This window comes from Trinickia symbiotica (assembly GCF_002934455.1).
Lineage (GTDB): Bacteria > Pseudomonadota > Gammaproteobacteria > Burkholderiales > Burkholderiaceae > Trinickia > Trinickia symbiotica.
In genome coordinates, this window is the sequence record NZ_PTIR01000004.1 from 212,237 (window position 1) to 231,936 (window position 19,700).

The following is a 19,700-nucleotide window of genomic DNA, read 5'->3' on the forward strand; positions in this document are numbered from 1 at the left end:
GTCAGGTCCGCACGCAATCGACGAAATACTCGAAGCGCCCGTTGACCGGTTCGGCAACGAGCCCGTGAATATCGGTCGAAAACCCGGGGAAGCGCTCGTTGAAATCGCGCGCGAACTTAAGGTAGCTGACGATCGTCTTGTTGAACCGCTCGCCCGGAATCAAAAGCGGAATGCCGGGCGGATAGGGCGTCAGCAACACGCTGGTGACGCGCCCTTCGAGCTCGTCGATCGGCACGCGGTCGATCTCGCGATGCGCGAGCTTCGCGAACGCATCGGACGGCTTCATCGCGGGCTCCATGTTCGAGAGATACATCTCGGTCGTAAGCCGCGCGATGTCGTTTGCGCGGTAGACGCTGTGAATCGCCTGACACAGATCGCGCAGGCCCATGCGCTCGTAAGCGGGATGCTGCGCGACGAATTCCGGCAGCACGCGCCAGAGCGGCTGGTTGCCGTCGTAGTCGTCCTTGAACTGCTGCAGCTCCGTCACCATCGAGTTCCAGCGGCCCTTCGTGATGCCGATCGTGAACATGATGAAGAACGAGTAAAGGCCCGTCTTCTCGACGATGATGCCGTGCTCGGCCAGATACCTCGTCACGATCGCGGCCGGAATGCCCGTCTCGCCGAAATCGCCCGCCAGATCGAGGCCCGGTGTCACGATCGTCGCCTTGATCGGATCGAGCATGTTGAAGCCCTCGGCGAGCGGCCCGAAACCATGCCACGGATCATTCGCGCGAAGCACCCAGTCCTCGCGCGAGCCGATCCCCTCCTCGGCGAGCGCCTCCGGCCCCCAGACCTGGAAGAACCAATCGTCGCCGTACTCGGCGTCGACCTTGCGCATCGCGCGCCGGAAATCGAGTGCCTCGGCGATCGATTCCTCGACGAGCGCCGTGCCGCCCGGGGGCTCCATCATCGCGGCGGCTACGTCGCACGAGGCGATGATCGCGTATTGCGGGCTCGTCGACGTATGCATCAGATACGCCTCGTTGAAGCGGTGCCGATCGAAGGCACCGTCGGCCGAATCCTGCACGACGATTTGCGAAGCCTGCGAGATCCCGGCGAGCAGCTTGTGCGTCGAATGCGTCGCGAAGACGAGCGCGCCCGTGCGCGGGCGTCCCGCGCCGATCGCGTGCATGTCCTTGTAGAACGGATGGAATTCGGCGTGCGGCAACCAGGCCTCGTCGAAGTGCAGCGTATCGAGGAAGTCGCCGAGCAGTTCCTTGATCATCTCGACGTTGTAGACGACGCCGTCGTAAGTGCTTTGCGTGATCGTGAGAATCCTCGGCTTCAGGCGCGGGTTCTTCTCGAGCGCCTCGCGCGCGAACGGATTCGCCTGGATCTTCTTGCGGATATTCTCGGGCCTGAACTCGTCGAGCGGAATCGGCCCGATGATGCCGAAGTTGTTGCGCGTCGGCGTGAGGAACACGGGAATCGCGCCCGTCATCGTGATCGCATGGAGGATCGACTTGTGACAGTTGCGATCGACGACGACGATGTCGCCCGGCGCCACCGTCGCATGCCAGACGATCTTGTTCGACGTCGACGTGCCGTTCGTTACGAAAAACAGATGGTCCGCGCTGAAGATCCGCGCGGCGTTGCGCTCGGACGCCGCCACTGGGCCGATATGATCGAGCAGCTGCCCCAGCTCGTCGACGGCGTTGCAGACGTCGGCGCGCAGCATGTTCTCGCCGAAGAACTGGTGGAACATCTGGCCGAGCGGGCTCTTCAGGAACGCGACACCGCCCGAGTGGCCCGGGCAGTGCCACGAGTACGAGCCTTCGTCCGCGTATTTGACGAGCTCCTTGAAGAACGGCGGCGCAAGCGAATCGAGGTAGACCTTCGCTTCGCGCACGATATGGCGGGCGACGAACTCGGGTGTGTCCTCGAACATGTGAATGAAGCCGTGCAGCTCGCGCAGGATGTCGTTCGGCAGATGGCGCGAGGTGCGCGTCTCGCCGTAGAGAAAGATAGGGATGTCCGCGTTGCGGCGCCGCACTTCAGTCACGAACGCGCGCAGCTCGATGATCGCCGTCGCGAGCTCGGGCAGCTCGCCGTCAGGTCCGGTCTCGCCGAGCATCAGCTCGTCGTCGTCGAGCGACAGGATGAAGCACGACGCGCGGCTCGACTGCTGCGCGAACGAGGTGAGGTCACCATAGCTAGTCAGCCCCAGCACCTCGACACCCTCGCCCTGGATCGCCTCGGCGAGCGCCCGGATGCCGGAACCCGAGATGTTCTCGGAGCGAAAGTCTTCGTCGATGATGACGACGGGGAAACGAAACTTCATGAACCATCTCCAAAAACAAGGACCGCCGGCCCGGTTTCAGCTCCGTGCCGAGCGGTCGCTCGAACAACCCGACAGCTTCTCGCCGCTATGCGTCAACAGTATGACGGACGACGCGTTACGTCTTCGGCAGCGTGACGCCGTGCTGCCCCTGGTACTTGCCGCCGCGGTCCGCGTACGAGACCTCGCACACCTCGTCGCTCTCGAAGAAGAGCACCTGTGCGACACCCTCGTTCGCGTAGATCTTCGCCGGCAGCGGCGTCGTGTTCGAGAACTCGAGCGTCACATAGCCTTCCCACTCGGGCTCGAACGGCGTCACGTTGACGATGATTCCGCAACGCGCATACGTGGACTTGCCGAGACACACCGTCAACACATTGCGCGGAATCCGGAAGTACTCGACCGTGCGCGCGAGCGCGAACGAGTTCGGCGGAATGATGCAGACGTCGCCCTTGAAATCGACGAACGATTTTTCGTCGAAGTTCTTCGGGTCGACGATCGTCGTATTGATGTTCGTGAAGATCTTGAATTCGTCCGCGCAGCGAATGTCGTACCCGTAGCTCGACGTGCCGTAGCTCACGATCTTGCGGCCGTCCTCGGCCGTGCGCACCTGATCGGCCGTGAACGGCTCGATCATCTTGTGCTCTTCGGCCATGCGCCGAATCCACTTGTCGGATTTGATTGTCATAAAGGTGTGGTTAGCCTCGGAGACTGCCTTTCACTGCTCGCTGGTTTCAATCGCCTCGCGGCGTCCGCCGCCCGTCGTTCACTGCCGCGCCCGCTACCGGATGGTGCCGCAGGCAAGCGCCGGACCGACACTGTGATCGGGGAACGCCGGATCGTCCGGTTCGCGGTGAATCAGCACGGAACGGCCGATCACCGAGCGCACGCCATCGAGCGCCAGATCCGGGGCGACGATGAACCCCGTCGCCACGCCCGTGGCATCCGCATGGATGTTGCCGAGATCGCCCTCCACGCGCACGCCCGCCCGGAGCCTCGATGCCGCCGGCGCGAACACGGCGCCCGCGCTCGAGCCGTCCGCCGCGTTGCAATCGCCGCGCTCGTGCACTTGCAGCGCATGATCGCTGTTGGCCGGCAGGCCGGTCAGGTTATAGGTGACCTGGACGCCATCCGAGCGTTCGATGAACGTGACGGAGCCGCGCGCCGTGTTGCCGACGGTCGGGAGCAGTTGCGCGTTCGCGCGCTTTTCGTGGGGTCCGAAAAAAGCGGTGCAGCCAGCGAGCGTCGCGCCCATCAGACCCAGCAGGCCGATGCAGGCGAGGACGCTCAGCGCATGCGCGCACCGCCCGTCGGTTCGTTCTCTCATGCGATCCTCACGCCGGCCGCGTACCCTACACGTCTCACGCGGGCACCGCCATGCCGGACTCAAGCGAAGGCGACATGATACCGCGACGCGCGGCGCACGCGCGCGGCATGTCCGAACGGCCGGGGCGCAACCGCGCTCAGGTGTTCTGCACGACGATGCTCGGGAACTTCGACGTCATGTCGCGCGCGCGCTCGGCGATATGGATCGCGACCTTGCGGGCGATCTCGCGATAGGTCTCGGCAACGCGCCCGTCGGGCTCCGCAACGACGGTCGGGCGCCCGCTGTCCGCCTGCTCCCGGATCGCGATATCGAGCGGCAGGCTGCCGAGCAGCTCGACGCCGTAGTCGCCCGCCATCCGCTCGGCACCGCCCGCGCCGAAGATGTGCTCCGCATGGCCGCAATTCGAGCAGATATGGATGCTCATGTTCTCGACGATGCCGAGAATCGGCACGCCGACCTTCTCGAACATCTTCAAGCCCTTCTTCGCATCGATGAGCGCGATGTCTTGCGGCGTCGTCACGATGACCGCCCCGGTCACGGGCACGCGCTGCGCGAGCGTGAGCTGGATATCGCCCGTGCCGGGCGGCATGTCGACGATCAGATAGTCGAGCTCGCGCCAGTTCGTCTGCCTGAGGAGCTGCTCGAGCGCCGAGGTCACCATCGGACCGCGCCAGACCATCGGGTTGTCCTGCTCGACGAGAAAGCCGATCGAATTCGCCTGCACCCCGTAGCCTTCGAGCGGATTCATCGACTGGCCGTCCGGCGAGTCGGGCCGGTCATGAATGCCGAGCATCGTCGGGATCGACGGCCCGTAGATGTCGGCGTCGAGCAGGCCCACCGACGCGCCTTCGCTCGCGAGCGCGAGCGCCAGGTTGACGGCTGTCGTGCTCTTGCCGACGCCGCCCTTGCCCGAGGCCACGGCGACGATGTTCTTGACGTTCGGCAGCAGCTTGACGCCGCGCTGCACGGCATGGGCGACGATCGACTGCGAGATCGCGACCTCGGCCCGCTCGACGCCGGGCACTTTGCGCAGCTCGCCCTCGACGAGCGCGCGCAGCGACTCATGCCGCGTTTTGGCGGGGTAGCCGAGGACGACTTCGGCACGCACCGTCGTGCCGTCTATCGTGACGTTCCTGACGCCTTTCGCTGCCGAGAACGGGCGGCCCGTGTTGGGGTCCGTGACGGCCGCGAGGGCAGCGTCGACCAAGGCCCGATCAATGCTCATTGAGACGACTCCGGAAAGGAAACGGCTTGCGGCGAACGGGCGGATCGGCAGCGCTCGCATTGCGGCGACCGGCGCCCCGCTCGCCGTTAAGCGGAAAATTGAAAAAAAATGTTGCGCGCCATTGCCAAAAACAGGCCCGAGGGGCACCTTCGCGTCGGCACACCGTGGGGCCGCATCCGGCCGCATAAACGCTATTGTAGTGGTTCGCGCCGCGGGCGTCGGCTGACGCTCGCGCGCGGCACGGTTACGCCGTTCCGACACGTTTTTATGAGAGGACCTGAAAAATGCAAGCGAAAACAGTGACCCGCCTGGCAGTGTTGACCGTGGTCGGCGCGCTCGTCGCCGGCTGCGCGTCGCAAGACCAGACGAACGCCGCCTACGGCACGGGCGCCGGTGCCGGCGTGGGCGCCGTGATCGGCGCGCTGGCGGGCGGCGGCAAGGGGGCGGCCATCGGCGCCGGCGCCGGTGCGCTGCTCGGCGGCATCACGGGCTACAAGTGGGACGCGATCCGCAACCGACTCTCGGGGGCGTCGAGGGGAACGGGCACGCAGGTCAGCGAGCAGCCGGACGGCTCGCTCAAGCTGAACATTCCGAGCAACGTCACGTTCGCGACGAACAGCTACCAGATCAACCCGGCGCTCTACCCGACGCTGAACGAGCTGTCGACGCAGATGCAGCAGCATCCCGAGCTCGTCGCCGAGGTTCGCGGATATACCGACAGCACGGGCAGCCCTCAGTACAACCAGACGCTTTCGGTGAATCGCGCCCAGAGCGTGGCCACTTATCTGACCCAGCACGGCATTTCGCCCAATCGCCTGGCCGCGCAGGGCTACGGCGAGAACAATCCGGTCGCCGACAACAATACCGACGCGGGTCGTGCCCAAAATCGCCGTGTCGAAATCTATTTGCGTGCGACGGCTCAGCCCGGTCAACAACCTCGTTACCAGTAAGGATTAACGAGGGGAGGCCGCGGGGCGCTGCCGACATCGGCTGGGAGCCCCGTCGGACGGGCGCGGAAGCCGCCCGGAATCTGCCGGTAAACGAATCGAAAAAAATTTCGAACTCGCCGAGCGATTCGCTGTCACTAGAATTGGTACGTGGTTGGCGCGAGCCAGCCGCGTCACCATTCTCCTCTTGTCGTTGTTGCTCCGGGGCGATTGCCCCGGTTTTTTTTGCCTCGTGCCTTTTGCCCCGTGCCGCGCGAATCGCCCGCCGTCGGCCGCTGGCACGATGAAGCGTGCCCCGCCTGTTAAAATCGCTGCTTCCCCTTGCACCGGCAGTCCGTCCCGAAACGCAGATGACATCGCACGCCCCATTCGCCGCCAGCACCGACGCACCGCGCCGCCGGATTCTCGTCACGTCCGCCTTGCCTTACGCGAACGGACAGATCCACCTCGGCCACATGGTCGAGCACGTCCAGACCGATATCTGGGTCCGCGCCCTGCGAATGCACGGATATGAGGTCTACTACGTCTGCGCCGACGATGCCCATGGCACGCCGATCATGCTGTCCGCCGAAAAGGAGGGCATCACGCCCGCCGCGCTGATCGAGCGCGTGGCGCGCGAGCACCAGCGTGACTTCGCGAGCTTTCACATCTCGTACGACAACTACTACTCGACCGAGTCAGAAGAGAACCGCGAGTTGTCCGAGTCGATCTACCTCGCTCTGAGGGACGCCGGGTTCATCGATGCGCGCGAGATAGAGCAGGCGTACGACCCCGTCAAAGAGATGTTCCTGCCGGACCGCTTCATCAAAGGCGAGTGCCCGAAGTGCGGCGCCAAGGACCAGTACGGCGACAGTTGCGAAGTCTGCGGCTCGACCTATCAGCCGACGGACCTCATCAACCCGTACTCGGTCGTCTCGGGCGCGACGCCGGTGCGCAGGACGTCGACACATTACTTTTTCCGGCTTTCCGATCCGCGCTGCGAAGCGTTCCTGCGCAGATGGGTTAGCGGCCTCGCGCAGCCCGAGGCCACGAACAAGATGAGGGAGTGGCTCGGCGAGGCAGGCGAGGCCAAGCTCGCCGACTGGGACATCTCGCGAGATGCGCCCTATTTCGGCTTCGAGATCCCCGGGGCGCCGGGCAAGTACTTCTACGTCTGGCTCGACGCGCCGGTCGGCTATTACGCGAGCTTCAAGAACCTGGCCGCGCGCAAGGGGCTCGACTTCGAGAGCTGGATCTGCAAAGGCTCCGACGCCGAGCAGTATCACTTCATCGGCAAGGATATCCTCTATTTTCATACGCTCTTTTGGCCCGCGATGCTCGAGTTCTCGGGGCACCGCACGCCGACGAATGTCTTCGCCCACGGTTTCCTGACCGTCGACGGCGCGAAGATGTCGAAGTCGCGCGGCACCTTCATCACCGCGTCGAGCTACGTGGAAACGGGCCTGAACCCCGAATGGCTGCGCTACTACCTCGCCGCCAAGTTGAACTCGACGATGGAAGACATCGACCTCAACCTCGAGGACTTCCAGGCGCGCGTGAACAGCGACATCGTCGGCAAGTACGTCAACATCGCGAGCCGCGCGGCCGGGTTTCTGACGAAGCGGTTCGACGGACGCGTGCAGGACAGCGCGATGCGCCATCCGCTGCTCGACACGTTGCGCGCGGCACTGCCGCAGATCGCCGCGCATTACGAAGCGCGCGAGTACAGCCGCGCCATCCGCCAGACGATGGAGTTGGCGGACGCCGTCAATACCTATGTCGACACAGCGAAGCCCTGGGATCAGGCGAAAGACCCGGCGAACGCCGTTGCGCTGCACGAGACGGTGAGCGTCAGCATCGAAGCGTTCCGCCTGCTCTCGATCGCACTGAAACCCGTGCTGCCGGTGCTCGCCGAGAACGTCGAAACGTTCCTCGGGGTGGCGCCGCTCGTCTGGGCCGACGCCGCTCGGCCGCTCTCGTCCGAACGGCCGATCAACGCTTACAAGCATCTGATGACGCGCGTCGACGCGAAGCAGATCGAAGCGCTCGTCGCGGCGAATCGCCAAAGCCTGCTGCCCGCGAACGGCGCGCCCGCTGAGCAAAGCGGTCAGCCCGCCGAGGCCGGCAAGGCTCAGCAGGCCAACGGAAAGGGCGCGAAAGGCGCCAAGGCCGAGGCGACCGTCGCGAGCGCGAACGCGGACGGCGTCATCAGCATCGACGATTTCGCCAAGATCGATCTGCGCGTGGCGCTCATCGTCGATTGCAAGGCCGTGGAAGGCTCAGACAAGCTGCTCCAGCTCACGCTCGACGTCGGCGAGGGGAAGACGCGCAACGTCTTCTCGGGCATCAAGTCGGCGTATCGCCCCGAAGATCTCGTCGGCAAGCTGACGGTGATGGTCGCGAACCTCGCCCCGCGCAAGATGAAGTTCGGCGTCTCCGAAGGGATGGTGCTCGCGGCCTCCGCTGCCGACGAAAAAGCCGAGCCCGGCCTATACATCCTCGAGCCGCACAGCGGCGCGCGGCCGGGCATGCGCGTGCGTTAGGGCCTGCTCGCCCTGCTTATCGGCCCTAGCGCGACCAGAAGCCGTCGAAACGGCGGCTGAAGCTGATGTCGACGCCCTCGAACGTGCCGCCGTAAGCGGAAATGGACCAGAAGCGGGACAGGTTCACGGTCGCCTTGAAGGCATTGCTCGCTGACTGCAGCCCCTGCTCATAGCCGAGCACGAGCCGCTCGGTGATCGCCTTCGAGAGCATCACGACCTGCGGGTCCGTCAGGCCTACCTCGCTGCGTCCCACCGAGACCTCGTCGAGACCGACCGTTTGCGCGACGCGCTTGCCCGTCGCGCTGCCGAGCAGTGCGAGCGCCGTCGTCATCGTGCTTTGCTGGCCGAGGTTGTTGCCCTGATCGGTCCCATGCCCGAACAGCAGCCACGAGAGCTTTTCGTCGTCGGGCACGTTCGGCTCGGAGACGAGCTTGGCGACCGGTGCGCCGACCGTGCCGGTGACCTGTACCCCCGCTTCGACGTCCTGGTTGCGCCGCATCGCCAGGATGTTGATGCCGGGATTGGCCACGGGGCCGTTGAACGTGAAGAACCCGTTCTCGATCGCGAGCTTGCGGCCGAACGTCGTGTAAGTCGAGCCTTCGGTCACGCGCACGTTGCCGATCGCCCGCAGCGGCTTCAAAGGCGCCGACATCAGCGTCACCGTGCCGCGCAGGCCGAGATCGGCGCCCTGGCCGCGGAAGCGGAAATCGGAGCCCAGATCGATATCGATGTTGGCGCGCGGCGCGAAACGGCCGACGGGCTTGTTCATCGATTGCGTCGTGTCGGACGACGCGCGCGTTGCATTGCCGCCGCTCGGCCGGCCCCCGTTGTCGCGTACGATCACGACATCGTCCGACAACTTCGGCGCCGGCCGCTCGGGCATATCGAAGTGGGCACGATCCACCTTGAATTTGCCGTTGATGTCCATCCCGCCTTCGGGGCCGCCATTGGCGACCGTCGCGCTGCCCGAGAGCGAGAGCTGTCGATCGGGTGCGGCGAACAGCTCGAGCTTGTCCGCGACGATTTGCGCTGTCAGATCGGGCTCGGCACGATCGAGCCCGATGCGCCCCGTCGCGCGCAGGGTGCCCTTGCCGCCGTGGAACTCGACCTGCCGAAATTCGACGAGATTGTTCGAAAGCGCCACGCGCACCACGCCATCCTTCAGTTGTACGCCCTGGTCCACCCATGTCGCCGAAAGGCCGTCGCCTGTCAGCGAGCCCGAAACGGCCGGTTTCGCCGCGGTGCCGGCGAGCGTCAATTTCAGCGCAAGATGGCCGTCGAGCAGGTAGCTCGGGCCGATGAGGCCGCCCGTCGTTGTCAGCGACGGGACGTCGGCCGTCACCGCGCCGGCAAGCGGCGCATCGGCGCTGACACGGAGCAAGCCGCCGCGCGCCGCGTCGGGCGCGAGCGGCACGCTCGCATTGGCATCGGCCTTGCCGACCCGGCTTGCCGCGGCGTGCAGGGTCGCCGTGATCCGTGTGCCGCCGCTCGCTTCCACGCGGGCGCTGAGCGCCGTGATCCCGAGCGGCACCAGCCCCCCGCGCCCCGTATCGACCGATAGGTCGCCGCCGACGCGATCGATATGCGCATATCCGCGCGCCGTGCGGCCGACCGAGAAGTCCCAATCGCCCGCGAGCACGAGATCGCTTCTCACGCGCGACGGCGTGCCGGTCAATTCCTCGCGTACCGCGAGCAGACGGCCAATCGACAGGTTCGTGGCGGAGCCGGCCGAGCTCAGCGCCCCGCGATCGTACGCGAACGATTTAAGGTCGAAGCGCGCTCCTTCGAGCGCGAGCCGCGTCGCGCCGAGCGTGATCAGGTCGCGCGACGCCGTTACCGCCAGCGGCGATTGCAGCTCGAGCGACGGCATGCCGCGGTTCGCCAGACGCGTCACCGTGCCGTCCCAGCGCGGGCCGCCGGGGGTCTCCTGCAAGCCGCCCGAGGCGGCCAGCGTCAGGTCGACGGGCCGGCCGCGCACCGTGCCTTTGCCCGCGACATCGAATGTATGCTTTGCGCGCGTGCCGCTCGCATGGGCCGACAGGCTCGTGAAGTCGCCCGCATTCATATGGACGTCGCGCGCATCCGTCGAGAATTCGAGTGCCCCGTTTGCGCCGTCGCGAATCAACGCGCGGCCCGTGGCCGCCCCGACACGGTTCTCTCCGAACGCGACGTCCTTCGCGTCGTACGTCAACGTCGCATCGGGATGGGCCAATGTGCCCGTCAGATCTCCATCGGCGACGATCGTGCCGCCCAAGCCGAAGCCGAGCCGATCGAGCCTCGGCGCAGCAACGTGAAAGCGCAACCGGTCGCCTCGGCCGCCGAAACTGCCGTGCAGCTCGACGTCGTTGCCCGCGATCGAAACCGCCGCGTCGCTCGGCAGCAGCCGGTTGCCGACGAGTTGCACCGTGCCCGAGCCCGTGAGCGGGAAACCGTCGTAGACGCTGTCGCCGAGCTCGAAGCGCAGCTTCGTCGCGAACGCCGGCGCGAGCGCGCCCGTCGCCGCCAGCGTCCCCGTCACGCGGGCCTCCGGCAATTTCGGTAGCTTCTTGGGTGGTCTGCCTGTGGCGCCCCGGGTCGCCGTTGCGGGCACCTTCGCACCGCCCGCTGGCGAGTGCGCCTTCGTCGTGTGCGCAGAAGCCATCAGCAAACGCGGATCGAAATCGCTGAGCTTCGCGCGCAGATTGTAGGTTTCATGTGTATCGCGCGCGAGCGTGCCGTCGAGCTCGACACGGCCGGCCCCTGCGCTCACGCGCACGCCCTGCAACGCGATCCGCGTTCGGTCGAGCGTCACCTCGGCGCGCGCGCCGAGCCGCGCGTGCTCGTCGGCCAGATCGAAATCGACCGCCTGCGTCCCGCCGTCGAGCGAGATGCCGATCGGACCGTCGAACGCGGTGGGCCGCACGTATGGCGTGAACGTATTGACGTCGAGCCCCGTTGCATGCAGGTTCAAACGACCCTTCCCACGGTGCAGCACGCCGCCGCCCGTGAGCGTCGCGCCGGGCACGAGCCTCACGCGCAGGTTGTCGATGCGCTCGGTGTTTGCGTCGAACCGGATGTCGGCATGGGCGTCGATCAGCGGCAACAACTTGGCGTCGATCGCACCGGGCGCGGCATTGACGATGGAAAGCGGTCCCGCGACGACGAGCGAGGCGCCGCTCGAGCCGTCGACAGGCGTGAGCCGCGCCTCGATCGACAAGTCGGCGAACGGCGCGCCCGCGCTGAAAACCTGCGGATTGATATGGGCGAACGAGAGCGCAACGCGCTTCAACGGAACGGCAGCAAACGGCTCGGCTTCGACGTGCGCTTGGCCCGAGAGCTTGAAGCCGCTCGCGGCGACATCGGCGGCGAGCGCTTCGAGCGTGCCCGATAAACGCGCGCTTGCCCGCACCGCCTCTTTGTCGACATTGCCGGCATAGCCGACGTCGCCGGCGAGCGCGAAGGGCCGAACGCCGTCGAGCGACAGCTCCGCGGTGACCGCGCCGTAGGGCGTGTCGATCCCGTCGAGCGACAGAGCATGATGGCGCCCGTCGCTGCGCCCATGCAGCCTCAATCGATCGTACTCCTCCGTGCTGGTTCCGTTCCGAAGGCGCAGCCTGTCGACGGCAACCGATCGGATCTCGAGCTCGAGCGGCAGCCTGAGGTTCGTCGGCAGCTTCAGCGGCGCATGGCGGCCGGACGGCGCGAGCTGCGTGTCGATCGTGCCGGCGCTCAGTTCTTCGACGGTGAAGCGCCACGGCGAGTGCGTGAGCGCCCAGCGACCCGTCAGGCGATCGATTCGGATGTCGGTGCCGCCGGCCGCCGGCCCGGACGCAGTCGTTGCACTCGACGCCGCTGCTGCTGGCGCCTCGGCTGCCGTCGTCGCGCCGCTGCGCCAACGGACGTCGGCAAGCTGCACGCCCGTCGCGAGGGTGCCGCCGATCAGCGTACCCGACAAGCGGCCGCCCGCGACCGCGACTGCCGCTCGCCAGGCGAGCCGGGTTCCTCGCTCGGTCGTGAGCGCGCCATAGAGCGCGAGCGCGGCGAGCACGACGAGGACCACGAGGACGCCGGCCGTCCAAAACGCCGCGCGCAAGGCGCGATGCCGACGCCGCCGCGGCGGTTCGGGCCGCCCTGGCGGCCCAGGTGGCGCGGCGCCGCCGGGTGGCGAAGGCGGAGCGTGCGGCTTCGTGGCGGCGGATGGCGAGGGCGGCAATTCGTTTGTCATGCTCCGGGGAACTCAAAAAGCGATGCCAAGCGTCAGGTACGGCCGCACGCTCCGGTTGCGGATGCCGTAGGCGAGGTCGACGTTGATCGGTCCGACCGGGCTGCGCCAGCGCGCGCCGACGCCGACGCCCGGATAGAACGTCTTGTCGTGCCACGTGTCGGTCGCGGTGCCGATGTCGTAAAACACGGCTGCGCCCCAGTCGTGCGAGAACCAATGCTGATACTCGGCCGTCCCCGTCATCAGATATTTCGCCGGCAAGACCGAGCCGTCGACAGTCGTGCCGATGCTCTGAAATCCGTAGCCGCGGATCGAGTTCGAGCCGCCCGCGCGAAAGAGCAGCGAAGCGGGGATGCCGCGCGAGCCGCCCGTCGTGAATACGCCGCCGAACTCGGCTCGGAACACCATCAGATCGCGCTTGCCGATCGGCAGATACTGCTCGCCGCGAGCGTAGGCGCGCGTAAACGTCTGATCCGAGAGCAGCCCCTTGATCGCGAACCCGGCTTCCGCATGAAGCAGGTTACCCGAGCGGGGAAAGAGCGGGTCGTCGACGTGTCGGCGCGTCCACGACCATTGCGGCATGAGCGCATGGCTCGTGGTTGGGCCCGCCGTATTCTGATCGAGCCGGTCCGAGTAGTACTCGATCGAATAGGCATAGTCGATGAACTGCGACGTGCGCGTGCGCTGCAGGCCCGCGCGCGCGCTGTAGATGCGCGTGCCCGAGACGTTCGTCGTCGTGTACGAGGCGAGCGCGCTGTTGACCCATCCGCGCTTGCCCGGCGGCATCGAGAGCTGAATCTGACCGTATTGCTGGATCTGGTCGAGCCGGCCTTGCACCGAAAACGGCCAGGCGGCGCCGAACGTGTTCAAATACGAGTAGGCTCCCTGGATGTGCGCACCCGTATCGGTCGCATAGCCTACGCCGCTGCGCACGCTGTTATACGGAAACTCGCTGACTTTCACATGGACCGGCGTATCGTGCGGCTTGTCGACGTCGTTGTCGATGTCGATCGCCACGCTCGCGTAGTACGGCGTATTTTGCAGCTGGCGCTGGAGCTCGGCGATGCGATCGCTGTTGTAGGTCTCGCCGACCGACAGTGGATTGACGTTGGACACGATCCACCCCGGATAGCGGCGCACGCCGGAAACGTCGAGCGGACCGAGCGTGAAGGTCGGCCCGCTCGCGAATGTCACGGAAAGCGCCGCGGACTTTCGCAGCGGGTCGATGCGCGCCTCCGAACGGGCGATCTTGGCGCCGAGATAGCGTCGCGCCTGCAGCGCTTTCAACGCCGCGTCCTTCGCCTCGCTCCAACCCGATTGCGTGAACGGATCCCCGACGTGCAACGAAAAGGCGAAACGCGCCGCGTTCTCGCGCGCGGGCGCCTCCGTCGAAACGGGCCCCTCGAACTCGAGCTCGACGGAGGTAACGGTCGCGCGCGGGCCAGGATCGACGTGCACGGTGACGTTTCGCTTGCCGCCCGCGGTTCGCACGTCGGTGCGCACGACGGGCGAGAAGTAACCGTCGGTCGCAACGAGATCGCGCACCTGTTGCGGCGTGGCGGTAATGAGGAACTCGAATTGATCGTCGCTGACGTCGTCCCGCTTGGCGAAGCGCGCCAGATCGAGATGCTGCTGGAGCAGCTTGCGGACCGAGCGCGGCGCATCGATGTCGATGCGGTATCGGGCGGCGGCCGGCGCCGATAGCGCGAGGAGCAATCCGCCCAGCGCGGCGGCGAGAAGCCAGCCGCGCACGCAGCCCGTGGGCGTCACGGGCCTCGGGGGCCTCAGGGGCCGCACGAGGAGCGCGAGCGCCGCGGCCGGCGCGGCGCGCCCGCGTACGCGGCGCGAGCCACGGGGCGAATCGGTTACGGCGTCCCGCAAACGGGCCCTCCCTTCGTTGTCGGCGCGCCGGGCGCGCGCCGGGATTGGACGGCGCTCGCCGCGCGTTGTTCCGGCTGGCCGCGCATGCGCTAAAATCTCAATTCATCGAGAGGGTACGCCCGATCTCGACTCTTCCCCATTTTCCGCGATCGTCGAGCCATGTATCAATCGGATATCACCAAGTTTCTCAATGAACTGAAGCAGCAGCGGCCCACGCTCGAAGAGGAACAGCGGCGCGGCCGTGCGCTGCTTTGGGACAAGCAGCCTGTCGATCTCGAAGAGCGCGCCAATCAGCAAGCTTCCCGCGTAAATCAGACGCCGTACGTCTACTACCAGAACTTCTGAGCGTGAGCGCCGCGGACGAGGTCGAGCGCTCGCGTGAGCCGCAAGCGGCGCTGACCGCGCCAGCCACCGATACGACGCCGGACACGGTCGACGGCGTCGCTTTTGCGCGCCTTTACGGCGAGCCGCTCTTCAAGCTGCCGCAGGACCTCTACATTCCGCCGGACGCGCTCGAAATCTTCCTCGAGACGTTCGAAGGTCCGCTCGACCTTTTGCTCTACCTGATCCGCAAGCAGAACTTCAACGTTCTCGACATTCCGATGGCCGACGTGACGGCGCAATACCTCGGCTACGTCGAGCAGCTGCGCAAGTCGAACCTCGAGCTCGCGTCGGAGTACCTGCTCATGGCGGCGATGCTGATCGAGATCAAGTCGCGCATGCTGCTGCCGGTCAAGAAAGCCGATACGGGCGACGAAGCCGAGGATCCGCGCGCCGAACTGGTGCGACGCCTGCTCGAATACGAGCGGATGAAGCTTGCGGCGCAGCAGCTCGATCGCCTGCCGCAGCTCGGGCGCGATTTTCTGCGCGCTCAGGTCTACATCGAGCAAAGCATCGCGCCGCGCTTCCCCGACGTGTCGACGGACGATCTACGCGCCGCCTGGGCGGACGTGCTGAAGCGCGCAAAGCTCGTGCAGCACCATAAGATCTCGCGCGAGGAGCTCTCGGTGCGCGAGCACATGAGCCTTATCCTGCGGCGGCTGCAAAACGCACGCTTCATGGAGTTCTCGGAGCTCTTCGACGTGTCGCGCGGCGTGCCCGTCGTCGTCGTCAATTTCATCGCCATGCTCGAGCTCTCGCGTGAATCGCTGATCGAGATTACGCAGGCGGAGGCATTCGCTCCGATCTACGTGCGGCTCGCTTACTTTCCTGCTTGACGCGGTGCGCATCGGGGCGGTTTCGGCCGGCGGCACGTTCCAGCGTTCAAGCGTTCCATTGCGTTCGAGTGCCACCCACGAGTAAATCCACTACAATCGGCGCGCCTTGAAACCGCTCGCGCCAGCGCGAAAACCCGGCCATCATGAAAGTCATCAGCTCGATCCAGGAATTGCGCGACCAGTTGCGCGGCCAGAACCGTACGGCGTTCGTGCCGACGATGGGCAATTTGCACGAGGGGCACCTGTCGCTGATGCGGCTGGCGCGCCAGCACGGCGACCCGGTTGTCGCGAGCATCTTCGTCAATCGTCTGCAGTTTGGCCCGAACGAGGACTTCGACAAGTATCCGCGCACACTCGAGGCCGACGTCGAGAAGCTCGAGAAGGAGAACGTCTACGTTCTCTTCGCGCCGACCGAGCGCGATATGTATCCCGAGCCCCAGGAGTACCGCGTGCACCCGCCGCATGACCTCGGCGATATCCTCGAGGGCGAGTTCCGTCCCGGCTTCTTCACGGGCGTCTGCACGGTCGTCATGAAGCTGATGGCCTGCGTGCAGCCGCGCGTGGCGGTCTTCGGCAAAAAGGACTACCAACAGTTGATGATCGTGCGGCGGATGTGTCACCAGTTCGCGCTGCAGACGGACATCATTGCGGCCGAGACCGTGCGCGACGCGGACGGTCTCGCGCTGAGCTCGCGCAACCGCTATCTCAGCGAAACCGAGCGCGCCGAAGCGCCGATGTTGGCGGTCACGCTCGCGCGTTTGCGCGAGGCCGTGCTCGCGGGCGAGCGCGATTTCGGCAAGCTCGAGCGTGAGGCGATGGCAAGCCTGGCCGCGCGCGGCTGGAAACCCGACTACATCGCCGTGCGCAAACGCTCGAACCTCGTGGCGCCGGCCGCGCACGAAACGGACGCACCGCTCGTCGTGCTCAGCGCCGCCAAGCTGGGCGCGACGCGCCTCATCGACAATCTCGAGATCTGAGGAAACGATCATGCAGCGCCATATGCTCAAATCGAAGATCCACCGCGCCGTCGTCACCCATTGCGAGCTGCACTACGAGGGCTCGTGCGCGATCGACGAGGATCTGCTCGAAGCGGCGAATATCGTCGAGAACGAGCGCATCGACGTCTGGAACATCAACAACGGCGAGCGGTTCTCCACCTATGCGATCCGCGGCGAGCGCGGCAGCGGCATGATCTCGCTGAACGGCTCGGCCGCGCGGCGCGCGCAGCTCGGCGACCTCGTCATCATCGCGGCCTTCGCGATGATCGATGAAGCGGAGCTCAAAGCGGGCTGGGAGCCCAAGCTCGTCTTCGTCGACGAGCACAACAAAGCGAAGGGCAGCCGCGGCCATGTGCCGGTGCAAAACTGGACCTGACGGTTGTTCCGACGGGCCGATGACGCCTTCGCCTATTTGGACTTGGCGGCCCAGGTGGCAATCGGCTCCCACTGCTCGAGATCCCGCTCGACGCGGCTTTTCGCGACGTCCCACAGCGTGAGGCCGTGCGCGGCGAGTTGCACGTAGTTCTGCGTATCGCGTAAATAGCCGAGCACCGGAAGCTTCAAGCCTTCCACGAAGCGGTGGAGCTGATCGGCCGAGCGCGTGCGGGCGTCCACACGCATTCCCACTACGCCGATCTCGATCGCGCCTTTGCGCACCGCTTTCTCCTCGGCGAGGCGCTCGAGAAAATGCTGCGTTGCAAGAATATCGAACAGCGACGGCTGCAGCGGCACGATGACCTTGTCGGCAAGCCCGAGCGCCGCGGTGAGACGGTTTCCGCGCAGGCCGGCCGGCGTATCGACGACGGCGTGCTCGAGCCCCTTGGGCGGCCTCGCTGGCTGGTCCGGATCGACCTCCCATGCTTCGATCGGCGGCAAACCCTGTGGCCGCAGGGCTAGCCAATCGTGCGCGGACTGCTGCCGATCGAGATCGGCGAGCGCGACCCATTCGCCGTTCGCGGCGAAATAACCCGCCAGATTGGTCGATAGCGTGCTCTTGCCGACCCCGCCCTTGGGGTTGGCCACCACGATTACCGTCATGCAGTCTCCCGGTAGAAGGCCGCGTCGCGCGGCCGGTTTGCCATTTCGCTCACAACTTATCAGAGGCATCGCGCTGACGATAATATCGGCAAATCGCCCGCCCCCCAAACAGTGACCGGAGGGAGCACCCTTTGGGGGGCTCCCGGAGGAAATCCCCGTGGGGATGACCGGAGGGAGCACCCTCTGGGGGCTCCCGGAGGAAGTCCCCGTGGGGGTGACCGGAGGGAGCACCCTTTGGGGGGCTCCCGGAGGAAATCCCCGTGGGATGACCGGAGGGAGCACCCTTTGGGGGGCTCCCGGAGGAAATCCCCTTGGGGATGACCGGAGGGAGCACCGTCGGGAGCTCCCGGAGGAAGTCCCGGTCGGCACGACCATGCGGGGCGCCGAACGATACAATCGCGCCGATGAACACCATTCCGGACATCACCTTCGTGCTCGGCGGCGCGCGCTCGGGCAAAAGCATGTACGCCGAGCAGCTTGCGGTGGCGAGCGCACGCCCCGTTACCTACATCGCCACGGCCTGCGGCGCCGACGACGAATTCGCCGCCCGCATCGCCCATCACCGCGCGCGGCGGCCCGCGCATTGGGGACTCGTCGAAGCCGGCGCGGATCTGGCCGGTGCGTTGCGCGGCGCCGACCGCGGCGGTCATTGTGTACTCATCGATTGCCTGACGCTCTGGCTCGCGAACCTGCTCTGCCCGATCGACACAGCGGACTCGAACGCGCCTGCCGACTCTCCGCTTCACGAGCCGGTGGCGCTTGCGGCCGAGACACTGACGGCTCACCTCGACGCCTTCGAGGCCGCCCTCACCGCCGCACAAGGCAAGATCATCGTCGTCAGCAACGAAATCGGCTTGGGAGTCGTGCCGCTCGGCTCGGTCACGCGCCGTTACGTGGACGAGCTCGGCCGGCTGAACCAACGCGTTGCGAGCCTTGCGAAACACGCGACATTGATGGTGGCGGGGCTGCCCCTCGCAGTCAAAGGGGCAGGCGCGCGATGAAGCCGTCTCTTCGCCGACGGACGGCGTTGCCCGCCCGCGCCAGCGTTCGGACGATCTCCACCCGCCTTACCGCTACGCTCGCGCTCGGCGCCTCACTCGCCGCGCACGCCGCGCTGACGGTGACCGACGACACGGGCGGCACAGTGACGCTCGCAGCGCCAGCACAGCGCGTCATCGCGCTCGCGCCGCATACGGTCGAGCTCGTCTACGCGGCCGGCGGCGGCCCGAAGCTCGTCGGCGCCGTCTCGTACAGCGACTATCCGCCCGCCGCGAAAGCGCTGCCGCGCGTCGGCAGCAACACCGCACTCGATCTCGAGCGCATCGTCGCGTTGAAGCCGGACCTCATCGTCGTCTGGCGGCATGGCAACGACGAACGGCAGCTGGCGAAGCTGCGCGCGCTCGGCATCGCGATCTTTCGCAGCGAGCCACAGAAGGTCGACGACGTCGCCACGGACCTCGAAAAACTCGGCGTGCTGCTCGGCAGCGAGCCGACAGCCGACACCGCCGCGCGCGAATACCGGGAAAAGACCGCAAAGCTGCGCGTGCAGTATGCGGACCGGCCCCCGGTCAACGTGTTCTACCAGGTCTGGAGCCGGCCGCTCATGACGCTGAACGGCACGCATATCGTCAGCGATGCGATCGCCCTCTGCGGCGGCCGCAACGTCTTTGCCGACCTCGCCCCGCTCGTGCCGACCGTCTCGACGGAGGCCGTGATCGCCGCGAACCCCGAGGCGATCGTCACGGCCGATCCGGTCGCGGCAACGACGCAAACGGGCGCCTCCGAGGGGTTCGCCGCTGGCGCCTCGACGAGCCCGGCCGCTTCGGGCGCCCCCCGAGAAGACCGCCTCGAAGCGAGCGCACCCGAGTTCGCGATGTGGCGCGCCTGGCCCCGGTTGGAGGCCGTCGCCCGCGGCAACCTCTTCGTCCTCGACGCCGACCTCATCGACCGGCCCGGACCGCGCTTCGCGCTCGGTGCCGCGGCTCTGTGCCGCGATCTCGACATCGCCCGTTCACGCCGTCCAAAGTAAACCAACGCGGCCAGAATCCCGAACGGTAGCCCCTACG

The 19,700-nt window shown here is 66.4% G+C and carries 15 protein-coding genes; 8 read left to right on the forward strand and 7 right to left on the reverse strand.

Annotated elements, in window-relative coordinates:
* Position 1 precedes the first annotated feature (1 nt).
* From B0G57_RS08760 to apbC, 4 genes are all read right to left on the reverse strand, one after another.
* Positions 2-2,281, reverse strand: a complete 2,280-nt coding sequence (locus B0G57_RS08760; RefSeq protein ID WP_018443100.1) for an arginine/lysine/ornithine decarboxylase — start codon at positions 2,279-2,281, stop codon at positions 2-4.
* 115 nt (positions 2,282-2,396) lie between these two features.
* The gene (dcd, locus tag B0G57_RS08765; RefSeq protein WP_018443101.1) at positions 2,397-2,966 is read right to left on the reverse strand and encodes a dCTP deaminase; all 570 of its coding nucleotides are present in this window, start codon (positions 2,964-2,966) and stop codon (positions 2,397-2,399) included.
* 93 nt (positions 2,967-3,059) lie between these two features.
* Positions 3,060-3,605 (reverse strand): superoxide dismutase family protein, encoded by a 546-nt coding sequence (locus B0G57_RS08770; RefSeq protein ID WP_018443102.1) that lies wholly within the window; start codon positions 3,603-3,605, stop codon positions 3,060-3,062.
* Positions 3,606-3,741: 136 nt separating this feature from the next.
* Positions 3,742-4,830 carry an iron-sulfur cluster carrier protein ApbC gene (gene apbC, locus B0G57_RS08775; protein ID WP_018443103.1) on the reverse strand — a complete coding sequence of 363 codons (1,089 nt, stop codon included), beginning with the start codon at positions 4,828-4,830 and terminating at the stop codon, positions 3,742-3,744.
* A gap of 284 nt (positions 4,831-5,114) precedes the next feature.
* Between apbC and B0G57_RS08780 the strand changes: the two genes are divergently transcribed.
* Together B0G57_RS08780 and metG are read left to right on the forward strand one after the other, a co-directional pair.
* Positions 5,115-5,780, forward strand: coding sequence for an OmpA family protein (locus tag B0G57_RS08780; RefSeq protein ID WP_018443104.1), 666 nt, complete (start codon positions 5,115-5,117; stop codon positions 5,778-5,780).
* A 347-nt stretch (positions 5,781-6,127) separates the two neighbouring features.
* A complete protein-coding gene (metG, locus tag B0G57_RS08785; RefSeq protein WP_018443105.1) occupies positions 6,128-8,299 on the forward strand; it encodes a methionine--tRNA ligase in 2,172 nt (723 codons plus the stop codon).
* A 25-nt stretch (positions 8,300-8,324) separates the two neighbouring features.
* On the opposite strand, the gene B0G57_RS08790 is transcribed toward metG, so the two are convergent.
* Both B0G57_RS08790 and B0G57_RS08795 read right to left on the reverse strand, forming a co-directional pair.
* The gene (locus B0G57_RS08790; RefSeq protein ID WP_035469360.1) at positions 8,325-12,491 is read right to left on the reverse strand and encodes a translocation/assembly module TamB domain-containing protein; all 4,167 of its coding nucleotides are present in this window, start codon (positions 12,489-12,491) and stop codon (positions 8,325-8,327) included.
* Positions 12,492-12,515: 24 nt separating this feature from the next.
* Positions 12,516-14,252, reverse strand: coding sequence for an autotransporter assembly complex protein TamA (locus tag B0G57_RS08795; RefSeq protein ID WP_083925785.1), 1,737 nt, complete (start codon positions 14,250-14,252; stop codon positions 12,516-12,518).
* 288 nt (positions 14,253-14,540) lie between these two features.
* On the opposite strand from B0G57_RS08795, the gene B0G57_RS08800 reads away from it, so the two are divergent.
* From B0G57_RS08800 to panD, 4 genes are all read left to right on the forward strand, one after another.
* Positions 14,541-14,726 (forward strand): DUF3460 family protein, encoded by a 186-nt coding sequence (locus B0G57_RS08800; RefSeq protein ID WP_018443107.1) that lies wholly within the window; start codon positions 14,541-14,543, stop codon positions 14,724-14,726.
* A 2-nt stretch (positions 14,727-14,728) separates the two neighbouring features.
* Positions 14,729-15,598, forward strand: a complete 870-nt coding sequence (locus B0G57_RS08805) for a segregation and condensation protein A (protein WP_018443108.1) — start codon at positions 14,729-14,731, stop codon at positions 15,596-15,598.
* Between the two features lie 143 nt (positions 15,599-15,741).
* Positions 15,742-16,575 carry a pantoate--beta-alanine ligase gene (gene panC / locus B0G57_RS08810; RefSeq protein WP_018443109.1) on the forward strand — a complete coding sequence of 278 codons (834 nt, stop codon included), beginning with the start codon at positions 15,742-15,744 and terminating at the stop codon, positions 16,573-16,575.
* 10 nt (positions 16,576-16,585) lie between these two features.
* Positions 16,586-16,972 carry an aspartate 1-decarboxylase gene (gene panD / locus B0G57_RS08815; RefSeq protein WP_018443110.1) on the forward strand — a complete coding sequence of 129 codons (387 nt, stop codon included), beginning with the start codon at positions 16,586-16,588 and terminating at the stop codon, positions 16,970-16,972.
* Positions 16,973-17,004: 32 nt separating this feature from the next.
* Here the strand turns inward: panD and B0G57_RS08820 are convergent, their stop codons facing one another.
* Positions 17,005-17,634, reverse strand: coding sequence for a ParA family protein (locus tag B0G57_RS08820; protein ID WP_020566479.1), 630 nt, complete (start codon positions 17,632-17,634; stop codon positions 17,005-17,007).
* A 404-nt stretch (positions 17,635-18,038) separates the two neighbouring features.
* Here B0G57_RS08820 and cobU point away from each other — a divergent pair, with 404 nt between their 5' ends.
* Positions 18,039-18,635, forward strand: a complete 597-nt coding sequence (cobU, locus tag B0G57_RS08825; protein ID WP_018443112.1) for a bifunctional adenosylcobinamide kinase/adenosylcobinamide-phosphate guanylyltransferase — start codon at positions 18,039-18,041, stop codon at positions 18,633-18,635.
* A complete protein-coding gene (locus B0G57_RS08830; RefSeq protein WP_018443113.1) occupies positions 18,632-19,663 on the forward strand; it encodes a cobalamin-binding protein in 1,032 nt (343 codons plus the stop codon). The genes cobU and B0G57_RS08830 overlap by 4 nt, the downstream gene beginning before the upstream one ends.
* The last annotated feature ends 37 nt before the right edge of the window (positions 19,664-19,700 follow it).